Genomic DNA, 22,060 nt, shown 5'->3' on the forward strand with positions numbered 1-22,060 from the left:
CTCAGTTCATCTGGTAATGCAGCGGATAGCGGCCATCCTCGAAATCCCCGAACAGGTCGGGCAGATCGGGGTGGCCCACCGGGCCGCCCAGGGCGTCTGGGATCAGGTTCTGCTCCGAGACATAGGCGACGTAATAGCTTTCGTCGTTCTCGGCCAGAAGGTGGTAGAAGGGCTGGTTTTTCGCCGGGCGGCTTTCCTCCGGGATGGCGTCGTACCATTCCTGCGTGTTGGAAAAGATCGCATCGACATCAAAGACAACGCCCCGGAAGCTGTGCTTCCGATGTCTCAGCACCTGGCCGAGGTGATATTTTGCATTGCTCTTCAGCATCGATCAGTCCCCACCCTTAAATAGGTACCTCGGCAGGGCCGCCGATGTCCATATTCGAAGCCGAATCATGCGGAAACAGTCTGTGATCGCTGCCCTGACAGTGCGCCCTTTGCGGGCCTGAAAAGCCGCTGCGACGGGTCGGGCCCGGCGAGTTTGGGTCTCACGCCGACGCCGCTGCGGGATTGTGATTCCAACCGCTGCCCGAACCCGCTAAAATCACCGCAAAACAAAGACTGAGAGGCAGTATGGGCAGATATCTGTGCATCGCGCTGGTGATGCTGCTTGCGGCGTGCGGCGGTGGCGGCAAGGCGCCGCGCAACCTGGAAGATGCGTGCGAGATCACGAAGGAACGGCCCGCCTACCTGCGCGCGATGAAGCGCACCGAGGCGAAGTGGGGCGTTCCGGTCGCGGTCCAGATGGCCACGATCTACCAGGAGTCCAAGTTCATCAGCAACGCCAAGACCCCGCGCAAGTTCGCGCTGGGGATCATCCCCATGGGGCGGCAAAGCTCGGCCTATGGCTACAGCCAGGCGCTCGACGGGACGTGGGATGAATACCGCCGGGTCACCGGGCGCTGGGGGGCCAAGCGTCAGCGGATCGACGACGCCACCGACTTCATCGGCTGGTACATGGACCAGAGCGAGCAGAAGCTGGGCATCCTGAAATTCGACGCCACGAACCAGTATCTCGCCTATCATGAGGGGCGCAACGGCTACAGCCGCGGGTCGCATCTGCAAAAGGCCTGGCTCTTGCGGGTGGCCGACGATGTCGGCGCCCGCGCGCAGATGTATCACCAGCAGCTTTACCGCTGCGGCAAGCTCTAGGCGGGCTCAGTTGAGCCCGCGCTTCTCGGCCTCGTAGTTGATCGAGAAGGTCGTGGGCTTGTAGGTCATCCCGGTCTTCAGCGCGTCCAGCACCACGGTCGTCTGGTTGCCGGTTTCATCGGTCACGGTCCACTGGCGCAGGGCGACCGGGTCGGCCGAGAAGGCGAGCGTCAGTGTGCCGTATTCGGGATGCTCGGGGTCCTGCGCCACCACAAGGGTGAGCGGCCCCTGTTCCTGATGCCCGACGACCATCCTGGCGCGGGCTAGGTCGATGTTGCGCGCAAGGATCAGGTTCAGCGGCGTCTTCGACAGCGGATACTGCTCGGGCGGCTGGTTCGACTTCGGATCGAAGATCGCCAACTGCCCGCCAGAGGCCAGGACCAGCGTGGCGTCGGGCGTGTATTCGAACCGCATGCGCCCCGGGCGCTGGATCAGGACCCGGCCCTTCGAGACGCTGCCGTCCGCGTTCTGTTGCGTGAACGCGGCCTCGGCCGTGGTGAGGCCATTGAGATAGCCCGAGAGCTGCGCAAGCGAAAGCTTCTCGGCCTGGGCCGGAAGGGCGAGGAGCGCGGCAAGCGCGGCAAGGAGATGCGTTTTCATGCGCCCTATCTAAGAGGTTCCCGAATGTTATGCCATAACGCCGGCCGAGGATCGGCGGAATGCCGTCATCCCTGTTGGCGGCGACCGCACCGCCGCCGAGGCCGACAGGCGGCGGCTTATTGCTCCGGCACCAGGATCTCCCGCTTGCCGACGTGGTTCGCGGCCGAGACAAGGCCCTGCTCCTCCATCTGCTCCACCAGCCTTGCGGCCTTGTTGTAGCCGATGCCGAGCTTCCGCTGGATGTAGGATGTCGAGACCTTGCGGTCGCGCAGCACAACCTGCACCGCCTGGTCGTAAAGCGCGTCGTCGCCATCGGTATTGCCGCCAAGGCCAAGGACGAGGTCGATGTCGGCCTCCTTCTCCTCATCCGGGCCCTCGACGACGCCGGACATGTATTCGGGCGGGCCGAAGGATTTCAGGTGGGTCACGATCTCCTCGACCTCTTCGTCAGAGACGAAGGGGCCGTGGATGCGGGTGATGCGCGAGCCGCCGGCCATGTAGAGCATATCGCCCATGCCCAGAAGCTGCTCGGCCCCCATCTCGCCCAGGATCGTGCGGCTGTCGATCTTGGAGGTCACCTGGAACGAGATCCGGGTCGGGAAGTTGGCCTTGATGGTGCCGGTGATGACATCGACCGAGGGACGCTGCGTCGCCATGATCAGGTGGATGCCGCTGGCCCGCGCCATTTGCGCCAGACGCTGGATGCAGGCCTCGATCTCTTTCCCTGCGACCATCATGAGGTCGGCCATCTCGTCCACGATGACGACGATATAGGGGATGGGCTTCGGCTCGATCTCCTCCGTCTCGAAGATCGGATCGCCGGTTTCCTCGTCGAAGCCGGTCTGGACGGTGCGCTTGAACATCTCGCCATTGGCCAGCGCCTCGCGGACGCGGCCGTTGTAGCCATCGATGTTGCGCACGCCCATCTTGGACATCTTGCGGTAGCGTTCCTCCATCTCGCCCACGACCCATTTCAGCGCGACGACGGCCTTCTTGGGGTCGGTGACGACGGGGGAGAGTAGATGCGGGATGCCGTCATAAACGGACAGTTCCAGCATCTTGGGGTCGATCATGATCAGCCGGCATTCGTCCGGCGTCAGCCGGTAAAGGAGCGACAGGATCATGGTGTTGATCGCCACCGACTTGCCCGAGCCGGTGGTCCCGGCGATCAGCAGGTGGGGCATCTTGGCCAGGTTCGCGACCACCGGCTCACCGGCGATATCCTTGCCAAGCGCCAGCGGCAGGCGGTGGTTGCCGTCGCCGAAATCGCGCGCGGCGAGGATCTCGCGCAGCACCACCTTTTCGCGCCGCGCGTTGGGAAGCTCGATCCCGATGACCGAGCGGCCCGGCACGGTCGAGACGCGGGCCGAAAGCGCGGACATCGACCGCGCGATGTCGTCGGCAAGTCCGATGACGCGGCTGGCCTTCAGCCCCGGTGCGGGCTCCAGCTCATACATCGTGACGACCGGACCGGGGCGGACCGAGACGATGTCGCCCTTGACGCCGTAGTCGTCGAGCACGCTTTCCAGCATCCGGGCGTTTTCCTCCAGCGCCTCGTCGGAAAGCTGGTGGCGCTCGATCGTGACGGCGCTGGTCAGAAGCGACAGCGGCGGCAGTTCATAGGTCGAACCGGCCGCAGGTTCGTCGAAACGCAGACGCGGCTGTGCCTCCGCCAGCGCCTGGCGCGACGGCGCGGGGGGCTTGCGTTCGGCGTGCTGGACGACACGGCGCGGCTCGCTGCGGGGCAGCGCGGGCGCCTCGGCGGGTTCATCAAGGTCGAGGTCGTCGAAGATGTTGGCCTCTTCCATCTCCTCGACCTGCAACTCGCCGCGCAGGAGCGCGGCCGCGGTCACGGGCGGTTCATCGGGAAGCGGGGCATCGTGCCAGGCGGCCTGCAAAACCGGCTCGGTGCGGGTCAGGCCGGGTTCGACCCGCTCCGGCATCTGCGGGTCCAGGCGCGCGGCGCTTTGGCCGGTGCGCGACTTCACGGCATCGGCGATGCGTTCGCGGATACGCTCGGCGCTGGGCGCTTCCCCGGACCAACCATGGTGAGAGGGCGCGCGTTCCACCAGTTCGGGCTCGACCCGAAGCTCGGGATCGCCGCGCAGAAGTGCGCCCACCTTGCCCAGAAGGCCCGGACGTGCGGCGCCACCCTCGGCAAGCGGGGCGGGAAAGCGCGGTTCGGCCCGCAGCACGCCCGCGCGGCGCGGGGCCGCTTCGACAGGTTCCCAATCCTCTTCCTCGGCCTCGTCGCGGCGGGCACGGCGGCGTTCGCTCAGCGTCTGCGCCCCCTTGAGCGAGGCGACCGCCCCGCGGCCGAGCATGCGCAGCACCCAGTCATAGCCGACGATCGTGCCGACCAGCAGGAAGCGCGCGATCTGCGCAAGCTCGCGCCGGTCGAAGCCCAGGACGAAGGCGAGCATCGCGAGGGAGCCGATGCCGATCAGCGCCGACACGATCTTGAGCGCCAGCCCCGCATCAAGCGGCGCGATGCCGAGGACCGCCCCCAGCACCGTGTCGCCGAAAAGCCCGCCCAGGCCGAAGCTGTGCAGCCAGCCCACGCCCGGTGCGTGGGTGGAGGCATAGACCGACAGCGTGGCGATCGCGATCGGGGCGAAGATGACCCGCGACAGCGCGCGGTCCTCCCCGGCATGCGCGACGAAGCGCAGGCCCCAGACGGTAAAGACCAGCGCCAGCCCCCAGGCCCCGTAGCCGGCGATGACGTAAAGTGGCGAGGCGATGGCCGCGCCGAAACGACCGAGCAGGTTTTGCGCCGGCTCGTCGGTGGCGGCCAGCCAGCTTGGATCGTCGGGGCTGTAGCTGCCGATGATCAGCGCCGTCGCGATCCCCGCCGCCAGCAGGAGGATGCCCAGAAGCTCCTTCCCGCGCCGTTCGATCACGGCCTGGGTGTGCTGGTCCAGAAGCGGGTCGCGCTGCCGTGCCTGATAGGATGCCATCTTTGCCGTCCTCAACCGTAGAGGCAGTCGCGAAGCCGGATCAGCCCGCGCTGCATTTCTTCCTTGGGGGTCACCATCGCCACGCGGATGTAGCCCTTGCCCGGATTTTCGCCCGCCACCTCGCGCGCAAGATAGGCGCCGGGCAGGACCCGAACGCCGGTTTCGCGCCAGAGCCTGAGCGCCGCCGCCTCTCCGTCCTCGACCGGGAGCCAGAGGAAGAAGCCGCCTTCAGGGGATTGGTAGCCTTGCAGGCCCGAAAACACCTGATCGGCGATGCGGAACTTCTCGTGATAAAGCGCGCGGTTCTCCTCCACATGCGCCTCGTCGGCCCAGACGCGTTCGGAAACGCGCTGGATCGGAAGTGGCAGGGGGGCGCCGCCGTAGTTGCGCAACTGGCGCAGGCGTGTGATTGCCTGCGGCCCGCCCGCGACAAAACCCGACCGCAGACCGGGCAGGTTCGACCGCTTGGAAAGCGAATGGAAGACCGCGACCTGTTCGGGGTCCGCGCCGGTCTCGGCCGCGACCTGAAGCGCGCCGGGCGGCGGGGCATCGCGCCAGATCTCCGAATAGCATTCGTCTGCAAGCAGCGTGAAGCCGTGCCGTTCGGCCAGCGCCAGAACCTCGGCCAGGTAATCGCGCGGGGCCACGGCCCCTTGCGGGTTCGCGGGCGAGCAAAGGTAGGCGAGAGCCACGCGGTCAAGCAGATCCGGGGCCAGGCCCGCATAGTCGGGCAGGAAGCCCGTCGCCGCGGTCGCGGGCACATAGACCGGTTCCGCGCCCACGCTGAGGGCCGCCGCGGCATAGACCTGGTAGAACGGGTTCGGCATCAGGACGACGGGGCGCTTGCCCCGCTTCGTCTCCGGACACAGCGCCATGCAGGCGTCGAAGAGTCCCTCTCGTGTGCCGTTCAGCGGCATGATGCGATCGGGCCCAAGCCTCACGCCGTAGCGGCGCGCGATCCAGTCCGAGATGGCGGCCAGAAGTTCGGGCGTGCCGTCGTTCGGCGGGTATTGCGCAAAGCCTTGCAGGTTGGCGGCCAGAACCTCGCCCACGAAGCCGGGCATGGGATGGCGCGGCTCGCCAATGGTCATGGCAATAGGCTCGCCGCCCGGTGCGTGGACGTCAAGAAGCTTCCGCAGACGCGGAAACGCGTAGTCAGGCAGGTTCGAGAACCGCTCGGGAAACGCCATTCATGCCTCAGTTTCCGGGGTCATTTCGCCCCGTTTTGCAGGAACTTTAGCCAATGCGCGGCGCCCGGTCCAGAAAAAGCAATGGATTCCCGCCGGTTGTTCGCCCCGATTGTGGCATTTCCGCCGGGGATTTGGCCCCGGCAGGGCGGCGCTTCAGGCCAGCGCCGCCTCGGCCGCCGCACCAAGCCGCAGAAGCCGCTCCTCGCCCATGGGGGCGCCAAGCAGCGTGATGCCGCAGGCGGGAACGCCCGTGGGCAGCGTCAGCCCGCAAAGCCCCATCAGGTTGCCGATCCGCGTATTGCGTAACGCCAGGAGGTTCTCGGTCGTGAAATAGGCCTCATCCGACATGAGCCGCGCGACATCCGGGGGCAGGATGGGCGATGTCGGGGTCAAGACCGCGTCGTAGCCGGCAGTGCGGGCGCGCCACAGCGCGCGAAGCTCGTGCAGGCGGCGCCAACCGGCTACATAGTCCGACCCGGCGAACCTGCGGCCCAGGCGGAAGCGTTCGCGGACGGGGGCATACATCAGGTCTGGCTCCGCCTCGATCCGATGGGCCCAGGTGCCATAGGCCTCGGTCGTAAAGAGGATGCCGGAAAGCCCCTGCGCCTCCTCCAGTTCGGGGGAGGTGTCGCGCTCGACCGTGGCGCCAGCGGCCTGAAGGCGGGCCACCGCGTTTTCGAACGCGGCCAGCGGTGCCTCGCGGCAGTCCGGCAGCGCCACCGATTCCATCACCAGAAGGCGCGCGCCCCGCAGGCTGGCACCGCGCAGGTCGGCGGGTTTGGTCCCCTCCATTGCCGCCAGAAGCAGGGACGCATCCTCGACCGTCCGGGTCAGGGGGCCCACCGTGTCGAAGCTTTCACAAAGCGGCACGACCCCCGTCAGCGGCAGGCGGCCGTGGGTGGTCTTCAGCCCCACAAGGTTGTTCCAGGCGGCCGGAATGCGGACCGAGCCACCCGTGTCGGACCCGATCCCTGCGGCGGCCAGCCCGAAGGCGACCGATGTCGCCGCGCCGGAGGACGACCCCCCCGGGGCCAGCGCCGGGTCGTTCACATTGGGCGGCGTCGCCGCCATCGGGTTCACGCCGAGGCCGGAGAACGCCAGTTCCGTCATATGGGTCTTGCCCAGGCAGACGAGGCCCTGGAGCCGGGCCTTCGCCAGAACCTCCGCGTCCGCATGGGGAATGCGCCCCTTGAGCAGAAGCGAGCCCGCCTCGGTCGCGGTGCCCGCCGTGTCGAAAAGGTCCTTCCAGGAAATTGGCACCCCGTCGAGGGGCGAAAGCCTTTGACCCGCGCGGGCCCTTGCGCCGGCGGCCTCCGCCTCGGCCAGGGCGCGGGCCTCGGTGGTGCGGGCGTAGATGCGGAACTCCGGGTCGGTCTCGCGGATCGCATCCAGGAAAGCGGCTGTCAGTTCGACCGGGTCGATCCTGCCCGCCCCGATCGCGCGGCCCAGATCGCCCGCGCTCATCGTCCGCCAGTCCTGCATGCCGTCCTCCCTCGGGTGTTCGCGCGAACGGTAGCGGCAAGGCAGCGCATGGACAATCCCGGCCCGCAAGCGATACTTGGCGCCATGAAGATGAATGCGGATGTAATCGTCGTGGGCGGCGGGCTGAACGGGCCCGCCTTGGCGCTGGCGCTGGCGCGGGCGGGACTGTCGGTCACCGTCGTCGATGCGCAGCCAGCGCGCGCGCGGGCCGAGGCGGCCTTTGACGGGCGCGCCTATGCGCTGGCCATCGCCTCGAAGCGGCTTCTGGCGGCGGTCGGTGTCTGGGACCGCGTCGCGGACAAGGTCCAGCCGATCCGTGAGATCAAGGCCAGCGACGGGCGCGCGGGTGAGGGTGCTGCCCCCTTCTTCCTGCATTTCGACAGCGCCGAGATTGAGGAAGGCCCGATGGGCTTCATGCTCGAAGACCGGCATCTTTACGCGGCCTTCCTTGACGCGATGGGCGAAACGGCGGGCATCACCCATATCCCTGCGACCACGGTCACCGCGCAGGAGGTGGACCCCGCCGGGGTTACGGTGACGCTATCCGACGGGCGGCACCTGCGGGCGCGCATGATCGCGGGTTGCGACGGGCGCCAATCGGGCACCGCGCAACGCGCCGGGATCGGCCGCACGGGGTGGAGCTACGGCCAGACCGCGCTGGTCTGCGCGGTCGAGCATGACCGCCCCCATGACGGCATCGCGCAACAGTTCTTCATGCCCACCGGGCCGCTTGCGATCCTGCCCCTGCCCGGCAACCGGTCCTCCATCGTCTGGAGCGAGACCGAGCAGAACGCCCGCACGATCGCCGCGCTGGATGACGACGCCTTCATGGAGGTCCTGCGCCCGCGCTTCGGCGACTATCTGGGCGACATCCGCCTTGCGGGCGCGCGCTTCACCTATCCGCTGAACCTGACGCTGGCCAATCGCTACATCGCCCCCCGCGTGGCGTTGGTGGGCGATGCCGCCCACGGCGTCCACCCGATCGCCGGGCAGGGCCTGAACCTCGGTTTCCGGGATGTGGCCGCCCTGGCGGAGGTCCTCGTCGGCGCCTACCGGCGGGGGGAGGACATCGGGGCCGAGGATGTGTTGGAACGCTACCAAAGCTGGCGGCGGTTCGATTCCACCACGCTCGCGCTTGGCATGGATGCGGTCAACAAGCTGTTTTCGAATGATAATTCCGCGCTTCGGGCGGCACGTGACCTTGGCATGGGCCTCGTCAACGCCGTCCCGGCCCTCCGCCGTGCCTTTATCCGGCAGGCTGCGGGGCTTTCCGACGAGCTGCCCAAACTTCTTAAGGGGCGTGCGCTCTGACGTGGCGACTCATCGCGCCTTCGGGCACTCTATTCGGTGATATCCCCGCCGCAGGAGGGCCACACGCCATGCATCCCACGGAAAAGATCGTTCGCCAGTTCCACGAATCCTGGGACCTGCGCGACCCGGAGCGCGGCGCGGCCGTGATCGCGGCGGACTGCCAGTTCGAAGACGTTGCGCGCAACGAACGCCAGGTCGGTCCGGAGGGCTACCGGATGGATTACGAACGCTGGCGCAAGGCGTTTCCGGACGGCGAGGTGAAGGTCACCAACGTGATCGTGGACGGCAATCGGGCCGTCGTGGAATTCGTCAACCGTGGCACCCATACCGGCCCGCTGGAGTCTTCGCTCGGCACTTTCGCGCCAAGCGGCAGGCGGCAGGAAACCCGCTATTGCAGCGTCATGCGGGTCAAGGATGGCAAGGTGGTCGAGGGGCGCGATTACTACGATGCGGCGACGATCGCGCGGCAGCTTGGGCTGGTGGACTGAAACGTGCCAGCCGTGCCCCTAGTGGCCGCGTGGCGCGGGGCCGCCTAGTCCAGCTTGCGGGCCTCGTCCACCAGCATGATCGGGATGCCGCCACGGATGGGAAAGGCCAGCCGCGCGGGTTTGGAGATCAGTTCCTGCGCCTCGGCGTCATAGCTTAGCCGGGCCTGCGTCAGCGGACAGACCAGCGCCTCCAGCATCCGGCGGTCGAGCTTGATTTCCTCGCTCATTGCATCCGCTCCTCTCCGCCGCCCAAAAGCGCGTACTCCATCAGCGTCACCAGCGTTTCGCGCCGGGTCTGAAGCGTCGGCGCCTCCAGAAGCGCCTGCTTGTCCTCCGGCTCGAGGGGGCAAAGGATGGAGAGCGCGTTGATCAGCATCTCGTCCTCGGCCTCCTTGAGGCTGCTCCAGTCGGTCGAAAGCCCCTCGGCCGCGAAATAGCGGGACAGCAGCGCCAGGAAAGCCTCGCGGTCGAAGCCACGATCCTCTTCGGCGGGGCCAAGATCGCGCTCGAAGGGGGCCCAGTCGACCTCGGCCCGGCGATAGGGGGTGAAGCCGCCAAGCTCGTTCACGAGGCGGAAGCGCGCGACGCCGGTCAGCGTGATCAGGTAGCGCCCGTCCTCGGTTTCCTGGAACGCGGTCAGCCGGCCCGCGCAGCCGATGGCCGAAAGCGCCTCGCCCCCGTCGGGCGTGGGGCGGGGCTGTATCATCCCGATCAGACGTTCGCGGGTCTTGAGCGTGTCGTCGAGCATCGCGAGGTATCGCGGCTCGAAGATATGCAGCGGCAGCCGGGCGCGGGGCAAAAGCAACGCCCCCGGCAGGGGGAAGATCGGGATCGTCGTGGGCAGGTCCGCAAGCGCTGGCATGGGTCGCCTCTTCCCCCTCCGGTGCTTCAGGCGAAAATCAGCGAGGACAATTTGCGCCGACCCTTCTGCACGATCGGGTCATTGGGCTTGAGTGCATCGAAGATCGTGAACAGCTGGGTCTTGGCGGCGCCGCCATTCCAGTCGCGGTCGCGGCGGAACAGTTCCAGAAGTTCCTCGACCGCGCCTTCGATCTTGCCCGAGGCGTGCAGCGCCAGCGCCAGGTCGAAACGGGCCTGGTGATTTTCCGGATGGGCCAGGACCTCGTTCAGAAGATCGGTCACCGGCCCGGCACTGGCGGCCTGGCGGGCCAGCTCAAGCTGCGCGCGCGCGGCCTCGACCTCGGCCGATTTCGCGATGGCCGCCGGGGCAGCAGCCAGAAGCGCCTCGGCCCGGTCCTGTTCGCCAAGTGCGAGATGGGCCCGCACCAACCCGCCGTAGGCCGCCGCGTTCTCCGGCTCCTCGCCAAGGATTGCGGCAAAGGTTTCCGCCGCGCCCGCGACATCGCCCTCGGCCAGCATCGCCTCGGCCGCCTCGATCGCCTCGCCCAGGCCGCCGTCACCGGCCAGCGCGGCCAGCTTGTCGACGAAGGCCTTGATCTCCGATCCCTGGACCGCGCCCTGGAATCCGTCCACCGGGCGGCCCTGCCAGAAGGCGTAGACGGTCGGGATCGACTGGATGCGCATCTGCCCGGCGATCATCTGGTTTTCGTCGACGTTGACCTTGACCATGCGGACCTTGCCGCGCGCGGCGGTCACAGCCGCCTCGAGCGCGGGGCCGAGCGTCTTGCAGGGGCCGCACCAGGGCGCCCAGAAATCGACGATCACGGGCACATCCTTGCTGCCCTCGATCACGTCCTGCATGAAGGTCGCTTCGGTCGTGTCGCGGATCAGGTCCGCCGTGTTCTCCGCCGGTTTCTGGCCGAATTCGAGCATGGGTTCCCCCCCGTGATTTCCGTGCTGCCCTTTATATGAGGCCACGGGGCGAAAAGGCCAAGGGGGTGCGTCAGCGCAGCCGTCGAAGGATGTCGAGGCTGGCATAGCCGTCCGGGATCATCCCGATCGCGCGCTGGTAGGCGCGGACGGCTGCGATGGTCCGGGGGCCGATCTTGCCATCCACGCCGCCGGTGTCGAAACCGGCCTTGCTCAACCGCTCCTGCAGTTCCACCCGCTCGTCGAAGACCAGCGCCCTGTCCTCGCGCGGCCAGCTGGCCTGAATCGGGGTGCCCCCCTTCAGCCGGTCGGACAGATGCCCGACCGCGATCACATAGGCGTCCGCGGCATTGTAGCGCTCGATCGCGTGGAAGTTCGAAAAGATCATGAAGGCTGCGCCGCGCGCGCCAGCGGGCATCAGGATGGAGGCGGACCCATGGTTCGCGACCCGGTTGCCATGCACGTCGCGCACGCCGAGCTTGGCCCAGTCGGCGGCCGATTTGGTGATCCGCTCCCCCGTCAGGCCGAAGTCGAAATCGGCGGGCAGGCGCACCTCCACCCCCCATGGCTGGCCCGTCTTCCAGCCCGAGCGCGCGAGGTAGGCGGCGGTCGATGCCAGCGCGTCGGTGGGGTCATCCGACCAGATGTCGCGCTTGCCGTCGCCGGTGAAGTCGACCGCGAAGGACAGGTAGGAGGTCGGGATGAACTGCGTGTGGCCCATGGCCCCGGCCCAGCTGCCGGTCATGGCGCGCGGCGCGACATCGCCCGACTGCACGATCTTCAGCGCTGCGATCAGCTGGCTTTCGAAGAAGGACCCGCGCCGTCCGTCATAGGCCAGCGTCGCCAGCGCCTCGATCAGCGGCACGTCGCCCCGGTTGTCCCCGTAGGAGCTTTCAAGCCCCCAGATCGCGACCACGACCTCCTTTTCGACGCCATAGGTTTTCTCGATACGGTCGAGAAGCTTCCGGTGCCGCTTGAGCGCGCGCTGCCCGTTTTCGACGCGCAGGTCGGAGACGGCCCGGTCAAGATAGTCCCAGATGGCCTTCGTGAACTCCGACTGGTTGCGGTCCTTCTGGATGACGGAGGTGTTGTAGGAGATGCCGTTGAAGGCGCGGTCGAAGGTCGTCTCGTTAATGCCGCGGGCGATGGCGCGGGCGCGAAAGCCCGCGATCCAGCGATCGAAGCCCAGATTGGCCGAGGTGGTGATGATCTGTTCCGGTCCGCCCACGCTGCCCCCTTTCGCCTCGCCCGACACCGTTCCCGCCGAACCGGACCCGGCCCCGAGGACGCAGAGGGAAGCCGCCAGACCCAAAGCCGTATATCGCATGGAACCGCTCGCTCTTTGTTTTGCGTGAATCGTAGCGGCAATCGGGTCTTCGGAAAAGGCCCGGGTTCGCGGACGGGCGGAGCCTTGCCGGGGGCAGCGGCGGCGATCAGCGGCGACGGTCGGTCTTGCGCTTGAACTTCGCGTTCTTCGCGCGGGCGGCGCCCACGCGGCGGATGACACGCTTGCCGCGCTTGGCCTGGGCGCCGCCGGGGCGGCCCTGGCCCTCGATCTCCAGCAGTTCCAGCATCAGCCCGCCGGTGACGGGCACCGCCTCTGCCAGACGCACGGTGACGCGCTGGCCGATGCCGATGACAAGGCCGGTGTCGGCGCCGGTCAGGGTCTGGGCATTGGCGTCGAAATGGAAGAACTCCCGCCCGATGGTGCGGATCGGAATGAGGCCGTCGGCCCCGGTCTCATCCAGCCGCACGAAGCAGCCAAAGCGCGTGACGCCGCTGATCCGGCCGGCGAATTCGTTGCCCACGCGATCGGACAGATAGGCCGCGAGGTAACGGTCGGTCGTATCGCGCTCCGCCGCCATCGAGCGGCGCTCGGTTTCCGAGATATGGGTGGCGGCTTCCTCCAGATCCTCGATGTCGCGGGGCGACAGCCCGTCCTTGCCCCAGCCATGGCCGAGGATCAGCGCGCGGTGCACGATCAGATCGGAATAGCGCCGGATGGGCGAGGTGAAATGCGCGTAGGACTTCAGCGCCAGCCCGAAGTGGCCGAAGTTCTCCGGGTGATAATAGGCCTGCGTCATCGAGCGCAGAGTGGAGATGTTCAAAAGCTCGTCGAACTCCGTCCCCTCGGCCTGCGCCAGAAGGCGGTTCAGGTGCGAGGTCTGGAGGACCTGCCCCTTGGCCAGCGTGAAGCCCGAGGCCTCCGCCACCTCGCGCAGCGCGTCCAGCTTCTCGGGACTGGGCTCCTCGTGGACGCGGAAGAGAAGCGGACGGCGGAGCCGGATCAGCTCCTCGGCCGCGGCGACGTTGGCGAGGATCATGAATTCCTCGATCAGCCGGTGCGCGTCGAGCCGGTCGCGGAAGGCCACCGATTTCACATGTCCGTCCTCGCCGATGTCGATCCGCCGCTCGGGCAGGTCGAGGTCCAGCGGCTGGCGCATGGCGCGCGCGGTCTTCGTCGCCTCATAGGCGGCGTAAAGGGGCGCGATGACCGACTCCATCAACGCGGCACAGCGCTCGTTCGGGCGGCCGTCCTGCGCCTCCTGCACCTCGGCGTAGTTCAGGCTTGCCTTCGACTGGATCATCGCGCGGGTGAAGCGGTGGCTGACCTTGCGGCCCTTGGCATCAAGCTTCATCCAGACGGCGAGGACCGGGCGCGCGATGCCTTCGTGCAGCGAGCAGAGATCGCCCGAGAGCCGTTCGGGCAGCATCGGCACCACGCGGTCGGGGAAATAGGTGGAATTGCCCCGCCGCCGCGCCTCCCGGTCGAGCGCGGACTGGGGCGTGACGTAATGGGCCACGTCGGCGATGGCGACCCAGACGATATGGCCGCCCTCGTTCTTCGGGTCCTCGTCGGCATGGGCATAGCAGGCGTCGTCATGGTCGCGCGCGTCGGCCGGGTCGATGGTGACGAAGGGCAGGTGGCGCAGATCCTCGCGTTCACCCAGCGGCGCGGGTTTGGCGTGATCCGCCTCGGCGATGGCGGCGTCGGGGAAATCGTCGGGAATGCCGTGCTGGTGGATCGCGATCAGCGACACGGCGCGCGGGGCCGTCGGGTCGCCCAGCCGCTCGACGATCCGCGCGCGCGGCAGGCCCATGCGGACCTTGGGGCCGGACTGTTCCGCCTCGACCAGTTCGCCGTCCTTGGCATCCAGCGTCGCGCCGGGGGCCACCATCCACTCCAGGTCCGCGCCCTTGTCGATGGGCACGATGCGCCCACCCTCCGCCCCCTTGCGGAAGATGCCGAGGATGCGGTGCGGGTTGGTGCCGAGCTTGCGGATCAGGCGACCCTCATAGCCGTGATCCTCACCCGTGACCTCGGTGATCTTGGCGAGCACCCGGTCGCCCTCGCCCACGGCGGTGTCACCCTTCTTGGGGATGAACAGGACACGCGGCGCGGGGCCTTCGCCCTGCCATTCGACGGGCCGCGCAAAGATGTCGCCGTCGCTGTCGGGGGCGAGGATCGTCAGCATCGCGACGGGGGGCAGCTTCGCCGGGTCGCGGAAAGTGCGACGGCGGCGTTCGATGGCGCCTTCCTCCTCCAGCTCCTTGAGGACCCGTTTGAGGTCGATCCGCGCCGCCCCCTTGATGCCGAAGGCCTTGGCGATGTCACGCTTGGCCGCCGCACCGGGGTGCTCGGCGATCCACGCGAGGATTTCGGCTTTTGAGGGGATACGGGTCATGTCCGGGGCCTACCACGGCGCGTTGGTCGCGTCATGCGGAAAGCGACGGTGCGGCCCGTCGCGCCAGTGATCGCGACAAGGCCCGGAAATGACCGCTGTGGGCTTAGGCGAAGTAGTCGCGCAGGACACGGGTGTAGATCGCCTTGAGCTGGCGGATCTGCTCGACGCTCACGCGCTCATCGACCTCGTGCATCGTGCGGCCCACGAGGCCGAATTCGACCACGGGGCAGTGATCCTTCACGAAGCGCGCGTCCGAGGTCCCGCCAGAGGTGGACAGGACCGGCTCTGCCCCGGTCTCGGCGGTCACCGCGCCCGCGACCAGCCGGACGAAGTCGCCCGGCGGCGTCAGGAAGCTTTCGCCCGAGACCTCCACCTCCATCCCGAAGGTGACGCCGGTGTCGGCGGTCACCCGCTCCGCCTCGGCCTTCAACCGTGCGGTGATGCTGTCCGAGCTGTGGGCGTCGTTGAAACGGATGTTGACCCGCCCCATGGCCCGCGCCGGGATCACGTTTGTCGCCGTGTTCCCGGTGTCGATGGTGGTGATCGCCAGCGTGGAGGCATCGAAATGCTCGGTCCCCTGGTCCAGCGGCTCGGACGCCAGGCGGTCGAGCAGCCTGACCATGGCGTGAAGCGGGTTCTTCGCCCGGTGCGGATAGGCCGAGTGGCCCTGCACGCCTTGGGCGTGGAAGGTCACCGTCATCGAGCCGCGCCGGCCGATCTTCATCATCTCGGCCATGCGGTCGGGGCAGGTGGGTTCGCCGACAAGGCAGACCGACATCGCCTCCCCCTCGCGCGCCATCCAGTCCAGAAGCGCGACGGTCCCGTCCTTCGCGGGGCCTTCCTCATCCCCGGTGATGGTCAGCACGACGGCGCCGTCGGGCGGGGTGTCGCGCACGAAATCCACGGCGGCGGCGGCAAAGGCGGCGACGCCCGACTTCATGTCCGTCGCGCCGCGGCCCCAAAGGTATCCGCCGTCGATCTCGCCGCCGAACGGATCGCGCGTCCAGGCCGCGGCATCGCCCACCGGCACCACATCGGTATGGCCGTTGAAGCCGAAGGTCCGGTTCGCCCCCTTGCGCCCCCAGCGGGCATATAGGTTGGGCGTGCCGTTGCGATCGACGCGCACGCAGTCGAACCCCGCCCCGCCCAGCAGGTCCGCCAGAAGCGTCAGCGCCCCGCCTTCCTCCGGTGTGACCGAGGGGCAGCGGACCAGCCGGGCGGTCAGGTCCACGGGATCGACGGGGGCGTGGGCGGTATCGGTCAAGACTGGGCTCCTTGTTGTCGGGCTCAGGGTTAGCGCCTTCGCGCGGCCGGGGCAATCGCCCCGCGCTGTTGCCGGCCTGCACCATCGCCCGGCCGCGCCCCGGCGGCGGATTCCCAAGACGGCCGTGGCACGGCATAGTTTTCCCCAAGGCAGGCAAAGGTCCCCGAACGGGACAATTCGCGGCAGGCCGCCCATGGGGCGGGCGCCCGCGAAACCAGGTGGGCAGAGGTTTCATGAGCTGGCTGGTCGTCGCAGATCACACAGGCCGCCCCAGGGTCGCCAAAGTCGCGCCCGATTCGGCCCGATCGCTTGCCGGTAGCATGGTTTGGGAGATCGATTTCTCCGCCCTCGGCCCCTTGCCGCAACTGATCTATCAGGCGCGCACGGCGACGGCCTCGCTCACGCTGAGCCTGATCCGGGGCGATCGCGCCCATGTCGCGCTGCGCGCGGGCGACCGCTTTTGCCAGATCGCGACCGGCTACGACCGGCCGGCGGCGCGTGGCAGCCTGCGCCTGACGCTGCGCTGGGACAGCCTTCCGGGCGAGGCCACGCTGAGCGCGGAGAACCTCGCCCAAGGGACGCTTCGGCAGCAGCACGCCGACGCCGCCCTCGCGCTCAGCGCGCCGGAGCTTCTGGGGCTCACGGGTCGGTGGCAGAACCGGCATCGCGCGCTGCTTTGGCATGCGGCGGCCGATCACCTGCATCCCGTCGGGCCTGGCATCTGCATGGCGGGCGACACCCCGATCCCGACGCCGCGTGGTGTGGTTCGGCTTTCCGACCTGCATCCGGGTGATCGCGTCGTCACCCGCGATGGTGCGCTTGCCGCCGTGCTTTGGTGCGGCGCGGTCGAGGTCCCCGCGCTCGGCTCCTACGCGCCGGTGCGCCTGAAAGCGCCCCCCTTCGGAAGCGGTGGCGACCTGGTAGTCCAGCCGGGGCACCGGGTCGTGCTTTCGGGGGCCGAGATCGAGTACCTTTTCGGGGAGCCCGAGGTGCTGGTGGAGGCCGGGTCGCTGATCGATGGCGAAACGGTTGTGCCAGAACCCACCGGGCCGCTTTACCGATACCATGGGCTGTTGCTGGACGATCACCACATCATTGCGCCGGGCGGCTGTGCGATGGAAAGCCTGTGCATTGGCGCGCTGGCGCGCGACCCGGGCCTCGCGCTCAGCACCCCGCTTGCGGGTCTTGCGCGTGCCGGCACTCTGCCCGTGCAACGCCGCACAGCCCTGCGCGATGCGCAGCGCTACGAGGTCGACGCGCTGGCGGCCTCGCGCCGGCGCCGGGGGGCGCTCTTCGCGGCCTAGGCACCCGGTGGCGTGTCCCGGTCAGGACAGGGCCGCGTGGCGGTGACAGGTCACGACGTGGTCATTGACCATGCCGACCGCCTGCATGAACGCGTAGACGATGGTCGGCCCCGCAAAGCGGAAACCCGCTTTCTTGAGATCCTTCGAGATCCGTTCGGACAGCGGGGTGAAGCCCGGCACATCCGCCATGGATCGGAGGTTCGTCTGCAACGGCGCGCCATCGACGTAGCGCCAGAGCCACTGATCGAAACCGTCCCCTTCGGCGATTCGCAGATAGGCCCGGGCGTTGCCGATCGTCGCCTCGATCTTGGCGCGCGAGCGGACGATGCCGGGATCGCCGAGCAGGCGTATCACTTCGTCCTCGCCCCAGCGGGCGATCACCTCGGGGTCGAAACCCTGGAAGGCCGCGCGGAAGCCCTCGCGCTTTTTCAGGATCGTGATCCAGGCGAGCCCCGCCTGAAACCCGTCCAGGATCAGCTTTTCCCACAGCGCGCGCGCGTCGCGTTCGGGCACGCCCCATTCGGTGTCGTGATACTGGACATAGAGCGGGTCCGTGCCGCACCAGGCGCATCTTTCGGTCATGTCGCGCTCCAAGCTTTCGGGACGCTTTTACCGCTTCTTAGGCGCTGGTGTCGATGCTGGAGCCGAATTGGAGGACCGGCATGACCAAAGCCCGCGAGAATCGCCCGTGCATCGACCCGTCCGAGGAAAGCCCGCTGGCCGCCGCCCTGGCCGCGCGCGACCGCAATGTCATCCAGATGGTCGAGGCCGCCGTGCAGCGTAAGGCGGTGATGTTGGCCTTCCAGCCGGTGGTGCCCGCCTCGGCCCCGGCAAGCCCCGCCTTCCACGAGGCCCTGATCCGCGTCCTCGACGACGCTGGCCGCATCATCCCGGCCTGCGACTTCATCGACGCGATCGAGACCACGGAGCTGGGCCGCGATATCGATTGCCTGGCGCTGGAGATGGGCCTGGCGGAGCTTCGCACGACGCCCGGCCTCCGGCTGTCGGTCAACATGTCGGCCCGCTCGATCGGCTACCCGCGCTGGCGGGAGACCCTGCGGCGCGGGCTGGCGGCGGACCCCACCTTGGGCGAACGGCTGATCCTGGAAATCACCGAAGCCTCCGCGCTGGTCGTACCGGACCTTGTCACGGTCTTCATGCGCGAATTGCAGGACCAGGGGCTGGCCTTCGCGCTGGACGATTTCGGCGCCGGGTTCACCTCTTTCCGCTACCTCAGGAACTTCTATTTCGACATCCTCAAGATCGACGGGCAGTTCATCCGGGGGATCGCGGACAATCGCGACAACCAGTGCCTGACCAAGGCCTTGCTGTCGATCGCGCATCACTTCGACATGTTCGCGGTGGCGGAAATGGTCGAGAATGGGCGCGATGCGGCCTACCTGGCGGAGATCGGCGTGGACTGCCTTCAGGGCTATCACTTTGGCGCGCCCGTCGTCCGCCCGCCCTGGCGCGCCAGGGCGGAGGCGCAGGGCCGCGCGTGATCGCCGCGCCCGCTGACGACTTGCGCGTTTTGCTTGACGCAGGCGCGGCATTGGTCATGCTGCACTGCGACGCGGAGGCCCGGCCGGGCCGCCCGCACGCGCAATACGCCATGAGAGGAAACCAACCATGACCAATGTCGTAATCGTATCGGCCGCACGGACGGCCGTGGGCAGCTTCAACGGATCGTTCGCCAGCACGCCTGCCCACGATCTGGGGGCCGCCGTTCTGGAAGCGGTCGTGGCGCGCGCCGGGATCGACAAGGCCGAGGTTTCCGAAACCATCCTCGGTCAGGTGCTGACGGCCGGCCAGGGGCAGAACCCGGCGCGCCAGGCGCATATCAAGGCGGGGCTGGCGCAGGAAAGCGCCGCCTGGTCGATCAACCAGGTTTGCGGCTCCGGCCTGCGGGCGGTCGCGCTGGCCGCGCAACACGTCCAGCTTGGCGATGCCTCCATCGTCGCGGCTGGCGGTCAGGAAAGCATGTCGCTTTCGCCCCATGTCGCGCATCTGCGCGCCGGTCAGAAGATGGGCGACCTGAACTTCATCGATTCGATGATCAAGGACGGCCTCTGGGACGCCTTCAACGGCTACCACATGGGCACCACCGCCGAGAACGTCGCCAGCCGCTGGCAGATCGGCCGTGAGATGCAGGACGAATTCGCGCTGGCGAGCCAGAACAAGGCCGAAGCCGCGCAGAAGGCCGGCAAGTTCAAGGATGAGATCGTCCCCTTCATCGTCAAGACCCGCAAGGGCGACATCACCGTCGATCAGGACGAATACATCCGCCTCGGCGCCACGATCGAGGCGATGCAGAAGCTGCGCCCCGCCTTCGCCAAGGACGGCACCGTCACGGCCGGGAACGCCTCGGGCCTGAACGACGGCGCGGCGGCGGTCCTGGTGATGAGCGAGGCGGAGGCCGCCAAGCGCGGCCTGACGCCGATCGCGCGCATCGCCTCCTACGCGACGGCGGGCCTTGACCCGGCGATCATGGGCGTCGGACCGATCCATGCCAGCCGCAAGGCGCTGGAGAAAGCCGGCTGGAAGGCCGCCGACCTTGACCTGGTCGAGGCGAATGAGGCCTTTGCCGCCCAGGCCTGCGCGGTCAACAAGGACATGGGCTGGGATCCGGCGCGCGTCAACGTGAACGGCGGCGCCATCGCCATCGGCCACCCGATCGGCGCCTCGGGCGCGCGTATTCTCAACACGCTCCTCTTCGAGATGCAGCGGTCCGGCGCGGGCAAGGGCCTCGCCACGCTCTGCATCGGCGGGGGCATGGGCGTCGCCATGTGCCTTGAACGGGCCTGATCGCCACGCCGCAGCGAAAATTTGCTGCAAAAGCGAAAAAGCGGGCGCAATAATGTTGCGCCCGCTTCTTCGTTTGGATAACAGGATTTCAAGCCCACAGTATTTTCACAGGAGGAATCATGGCTAGGGTTGCACTGGTTACCGGCGGGTCCCGCGGCATCGGGGCCGCCATCTCGGCGGCTCTCAAGGCCGCAGGCTATTCCGTGGCCGCCAACTACGCGGGCAACGATGAGGCCGCGGCCGCCTTCACCAAGGAAACCGGCATTCCCACCTACAAGTGGTCGGTCGCCGATTACGACGCCTGCAAGGCGGGCATCGCCCAGGTGGAAGCGGACCTTGGCCCGGTCGATGTGCTGGTGAACAACGCCGGCATCACCCGCGACGCGATGTTCCACAAGATGACCCCTGCGCAGTGGAAAGAGGTGATCGACACCAACCTTTCGGGCGTCTTCAACATGACCCACCCGGTCTGGTCCGGCATGCGCGACCGCAAGTTCGGACGCGTGGTCAACATCTCCTCCGTCAACGGTCAGAAGGGGCAGGCGGGCCAGGCGAACTACTCCGCCGCCAAGGCCGGCGACATCGGTATCACCCGCGCGCTCGCGCAGGAAGGCGCGCGCGCCGGGATCACCGTCAACGCGATCTGCCCGGGCTACATCGGCACCGACATGGTGAAGGCCATCGACGAGAAGGTACTGGCGGAGCGCATCATCCCGCAGATTCCGGTCGGCCGCCTGGGAGAGCCCGAGGAGATCGCGCGCTGCGTCGTGTTCCTGGCCTCGGACGAGGCAGGCTTCATCACCGGCTCGACGATCTCGGCCAACGGCGGGCAGTTCTTCTCCTGAGCCGGACCGCATAGTATAGGGGAGGGCCGGTCGCAACGACCGGCCCTTTTCCGTTGGAGAATCAGATGACGCGCGCTCAGGCAACGGCGACCGGCTTCGTGGCGGTTCTGCTTTGGGCGTTGCTGGCAGTGCTGACGGTCGGAACCGCGCCGATGCCGCCGCTGCTTCTGACCTCGGTGACCTTCGCGATCGGGGGCGGGCTGGGGCTGATCTGGCTTGGCGTGACGCACAGTTGGGGCGATCTGCGCCGGGTGCCCCTGCGGGTCTACCTGTTCGGAACGGCGGGGCTGTTCGGCTACCATTTCCTCTATTTTTCGGCCCTGCGTCTGGCGCCGCCGGCCGAGGCGAGCCTGATCGCCTATCTCTGGCCACTCTTCATCGTGCTCTTCTCCGGCCTTCTGCCGGGGGAGCGGTTGACGGGCGGGCATATCGCGGGCGCGTTCCTGGCCTTTGCCGGGGCGGCGCTGATCCTTGGGCGCGGCACGGGCGGCGACCTGCCCCCGGGGGCCATGACCGGTTTGGGGCTGGCCTTCCTCTGCGCGCTGACCTGGTCGAGCTATTCTGTGGGATCGCGCCTCGTTGGCCATGCGCCAACAGCATCTGTCGCCGTGTTTTGCGTCGCCACGGCGATCCTTTCGGCCATTGCCCATGTGATGACCGAGCCGACCGTCTGGCCAGCCAGCGCTTGGGGTTGGGCAAGCTGCGTCGCCCTGGGCATAGGCCCGGTCGGCCTAGCCTTCTATGTCTGGGACATCGGCGTGAAGCGCGGCAACATCCAACTGCTTGGCGTCGCCTCATACGCGGCGCCGCTTCTGTCCACTCTGGTCCTGATCGGCGCCGGTCAGGCGGCGGCGACGCCGCGTATTGCCATGTCGGCGCTTCTGATCACCTTGGGCGCGGCCCTGGCGGCCAGGGCCGGCGCCCGGAAAAGCCCCGCTCAGACCTGACTGAGACGGGCGATCTCTTCCTTGAGCCGCAATTTCTGCTTCTTCATCTCCGCAATTTGCAGGTCATCGGAGCCGGGCTGGCGAAGCGCCTCTTCCACGGCTTCGGACAAATGCTGGTGCTTCTTGCGAAGTTCCTGCAGGTGCGAACTCATCGACATCGTCGTCTCCTCTCCTGTGAAACCTGTCACAATCCCATCACATAAGATGAGTCGTGTCACGCGGAACCGAAGGCCGAATC

At 67.7% G+C, this 22,060-nt stretch carries 21 protein-coding genes; 8 read left to right on the forward strand and 13 right to left on the reverse strand.

Features of this window, described 5'->3' with window-relative positions; all coding sequences use genetic code 11:
• Position 1: 1 nt before the first annotated feature.
• Entirely contained in the window at positions 2-328 is a 327-nt protein-coding gene (gene hspQ, locus OE647_RS03870) for a heat shock protein HspQ (RefSeq protein ID WP_263720346.1), read from the reverse strand.
• 245 nt (positions 329-573) lie between these two features.
• Here hspQ and OE647_RS03875 point away from each other — a divergent pair, with 245 nt between their 5' ends.
• Complete coding sequence (locus OE647_RS03875; protein ID WP_263720347.1) at positions 574-1,152, forward strand: transglycosylase SLT domain-containing protein; 579 nt, start codon at positions 574-576, stop codon at positions 1,150-1,152.
• Positions 1,153-1,158: 6 nt separating this feature from the next.
• Here the strand turns inward: OE647_RS03875 and OE647_RS03880 are convergent, their stop codons facing one another.
• From OE647_RS03880 to OE647_RS03895, 4 genes are all read right to left on the reverse strand, one after another.
• Complete coding sequence (locus OE647_RS03880) at positions 1,159-1,752, reverse strand: LolA family protein (RefSeq protein ID WP_263720348.1); 594 nt, start codon at positions 1,750-1,752, stop codon at positions 1,159-1,161.
• Positions 1,753-1,868: 116 nt separating this feature from the next.
• Positions 1,869-4,709 carry a DNA translocase FtsK 4TM domain-containing protein gene (locus OE647_RS03885; protein ID WP_263720349.1) on the reverse strand — a complete coding sequence of 947 codons (2,841 nt, stop codon included), beginning with the start codon at positions 4,707-4,709 and terminating at the stop codon, positions 1,869-1,871.
• Positions 4,710-4,720: 11 nt separating this feature from the next.
• On the reverse strand, positions 4,721-5,899 hold the full coding sequence (locus OE647_RS03890) for an aminotransferase class I/II-fold pyridoxal phosphate-dependent enzyme (protein ID WP_263720350.1): 1,179 nt from the start codon (positions 5,897-5,899) through the stop codon (positions 4,721-4,723).
• A gap of 153 nt (positions 5,900-6,052) precedes the next feature.
• Positions 6,053-7,381 carry an amidase gene (locus OE647_RS03895; RefSeq protein WP_263720351.1) on the reverse strand — a complete coding sequence of 443 codons (1,329 nt, stop codon included), beginning with the start codon at positions 7,379-7,381 and terminating at the stop codon, positions 6,053-6,055.
• 48 nt (positions 7,382-7,429) lie between these two features.
• Here OE647_RS03895 and OE647_RS03900 point away from each other — a divergent pair, with 48 nt between their 5' ends.
• Complete coding sequence (locus tag OE647_RS03900) at positions 7,430-8,692, forward strand: FAD-dependent oxidoreductase (protein ID WP_412174926.1); 1,263 nt, start codon at positions 7,430-7,432, stop codon at positions 8,690-8,692.
• Between the two features lie 68 nt (positions 8,693-8,760).
• Positions 8,761-9,180 carry an ester cyclase gene (locus OE647_RS03905; protein WP_263720353.1) on the forward strand — a complete coding sequence of 140 codons (420 nt, stop codon included), beginning with the start codon at positions 8,761-8,763 and terminating at the stop codon, positions 9,178-9,180.
• Between the two features lie 44 nt (positions 9,181-9,224).
• On the opposite strand, the gene OE647_RS03910 is transcribed toward OE647_RS03905, so the two are convergent.
• The 6 genes from OE647_RS03910 to dapE form a co-directional block, all read right to left on the reverse strand.
• Complete coding sequence (locus OE647_RS03910; protein ID WP_263720354.1) at positions 9,225-9,407, reverse strand: Trm112 family protein; 183 nt, start codon at positions 9,405-9,407, stop codon at positions 9,225-9,227.
• Positions 9,404-10,042 (reverse strand): LON peptidase substrate-binding domain-containing protein, encoded by a 639-nt coding sequence (locus OE647_RS03915; protein ID WP_263720355.1) that lies wholly within the window; start codon positions 10,040-10,042, stop codon positions 9,404-9,406. Before OE647_RS03915 ends, OE647_RS03910 begins: the two co-directional genes overlap by 4 nt.
• A 26-nt stretch (positions 10,043-10,068) precedes the next feature.
• On the reverse strand, positions 10,069-10,974 hold the full coding sequence (gene trxA, locus OE647_RS03920) for a thioredoxin (protein ID WP_263720356.1): 906 nt from the start codon (positions 10,972-10,974) through the stop codon (positions 10,069-10,071).
• Between the two features lie 70 nt (positions 10,975-11,044).
• A complete protein-coding gene (locus OE647_RS03925; protein WP_263720357.1) occupies positions 11,045-12,298 on the reverse strand; it encodes a lytic murein transglycosylase in 1,254 nt (417 codons plus the stop codon).
• A gap of 106 nt (positions 12,299-12,404) precedes the next feature.
• On the reverse strand, positions 12,405-14,657 hold the full coding sequence (gene rnr / locus OE647_RS03930; protein ID WP_263720358.1) for a ribonuclease R: 2,253 nt from the start codon (positions 14,655-14,657) through the stop codon (positions 12,405-12,407).
• 103 nt (positions 14,658-14,760) lie between these two features.
• On the reverse strand, positions 14,761-15,921 hold the full coding sequence (gene dapE / locus OE647_RS03935; protein ID WP_263720359.1) for a succinyl-diaminopimelate desuccinylase: 1,161 nt from the start codon (positions 15,919-15,921) through the stop codon (positions 14,761-14,763).
• Between the two features lie 233 nt (positions 15,922-16,154).
• Between dapE and OE647_RS03940 the strand changes: the two genes are divergently transcribed.
• Positions 16,155-17,225: a Hint domain-containing protein gene (locus tag OE647_RS03940; RefSeq protein ID WP_263720361.1), complete on the forward strand. Its 1,071-nt coding sequence runs from the start codon at positions 16,155-16,157 to the stop codon at positions 17,223-17,225.
• Between the two features lie 21 nt (positions 17,226-17,246).
• Here the strand turns inward: OE647_RS03940 and OE647_RS03945 are convergent, their stop codons facing one another.
• Positions 17,247-17,807 (reverse strand): DNA-3-methyladenine glycosylase I, encoded by a 561-nt coding sequence (locus OE647_RS03945; RefSeq protein WP_263720362.1) that lies wholly within the window; start codon positions 17,805-17,807, stop codon positions 17,247-17,249.
• Between the two features lie 80 nt (positions 17,808-17,887).
• Here OE647_RS03945 and OE647_RS03950 point away from each other — a divergent pair, with 80 nt between their 5' ends.
• The 4 genes from OE647_RS03950 (at position 17,888) to yddG (ending at position 21,822) form a co-directional block, all read left to right on the forward strand.
• Positions 17,888-18,727, forward strand: coding sequence for an EAL domain-containing protein (locus tag OE647_RS03950; protein ID WP_263720363.1), 840 nt, complete (start codon positions 17,888-17,890; stop codon positions 18,725-18,727).
• A 127-nt stretch (positions 18,728-18,854) separates the two neighbouring features.
• On the forward strand, positions 18,855-20,030 hold the full coding sequence (locus tag OE647_RS03955; RefSeq protein ID WP_263720364.1) for an acetyl-CoA C-acetyltransferase: 1,176 nt from the start codon (positions 18,855-18,857) through the stop codon (positions 20,028-20,030).
• A gap of 119 nt (positions 20,031-20,149) precedes the next feature.
• Positions 20,150-20,875 (forward strand): acetoacetyl-CoA reductase, encoded by a 726-nt coding sequence (gene phbB, locus OE647_RS03960; protein WP_263720365.1) that lies wholly within the window; start codon positions 20,150-20,152, stop codon positions 20,873-20,875.
• 65 nt (positions 20,876-20,940) lie between these two features.
• Complete coding sequence (gene yddG / locus OE647_RS03965) at positions 20,941-21,822, forward strand: aromatic amino acid exporter YddG (RefSeq protein WP_263720366.1); 882 nt, start codon at positions 20,941-20,943, stop codon at positions 21,820-21,822.
• Here yddG and OE647_RS03970 read toward each other — a convergent pair.
• Entirely contained in the window at positions 21,813-21,980 is a 168-nt protein-coding gene (locus tag OE647_RS03970) for a YdcH family protein (protein ID WP_263720367.1), read from the reverse strand. The genes yddG and OE647_RS03970 overlap by 10 nt on opposite strands.
• Between the last annotated feature and the right edge of the window lie 80 nt (positions 21,981-22,060).

Origin of the sequence: Albidovulum sediminicola, assembly GCF_025751575.1 — a bacterium.
GTDB classification, from domain to species: domain Bacteria; phylum Pseudomonadota; class Alphaproteobacteria; order Rhodobacterales; family Rhodobacteraceae; genus Albidovulum; species Albidovulum sediminicola.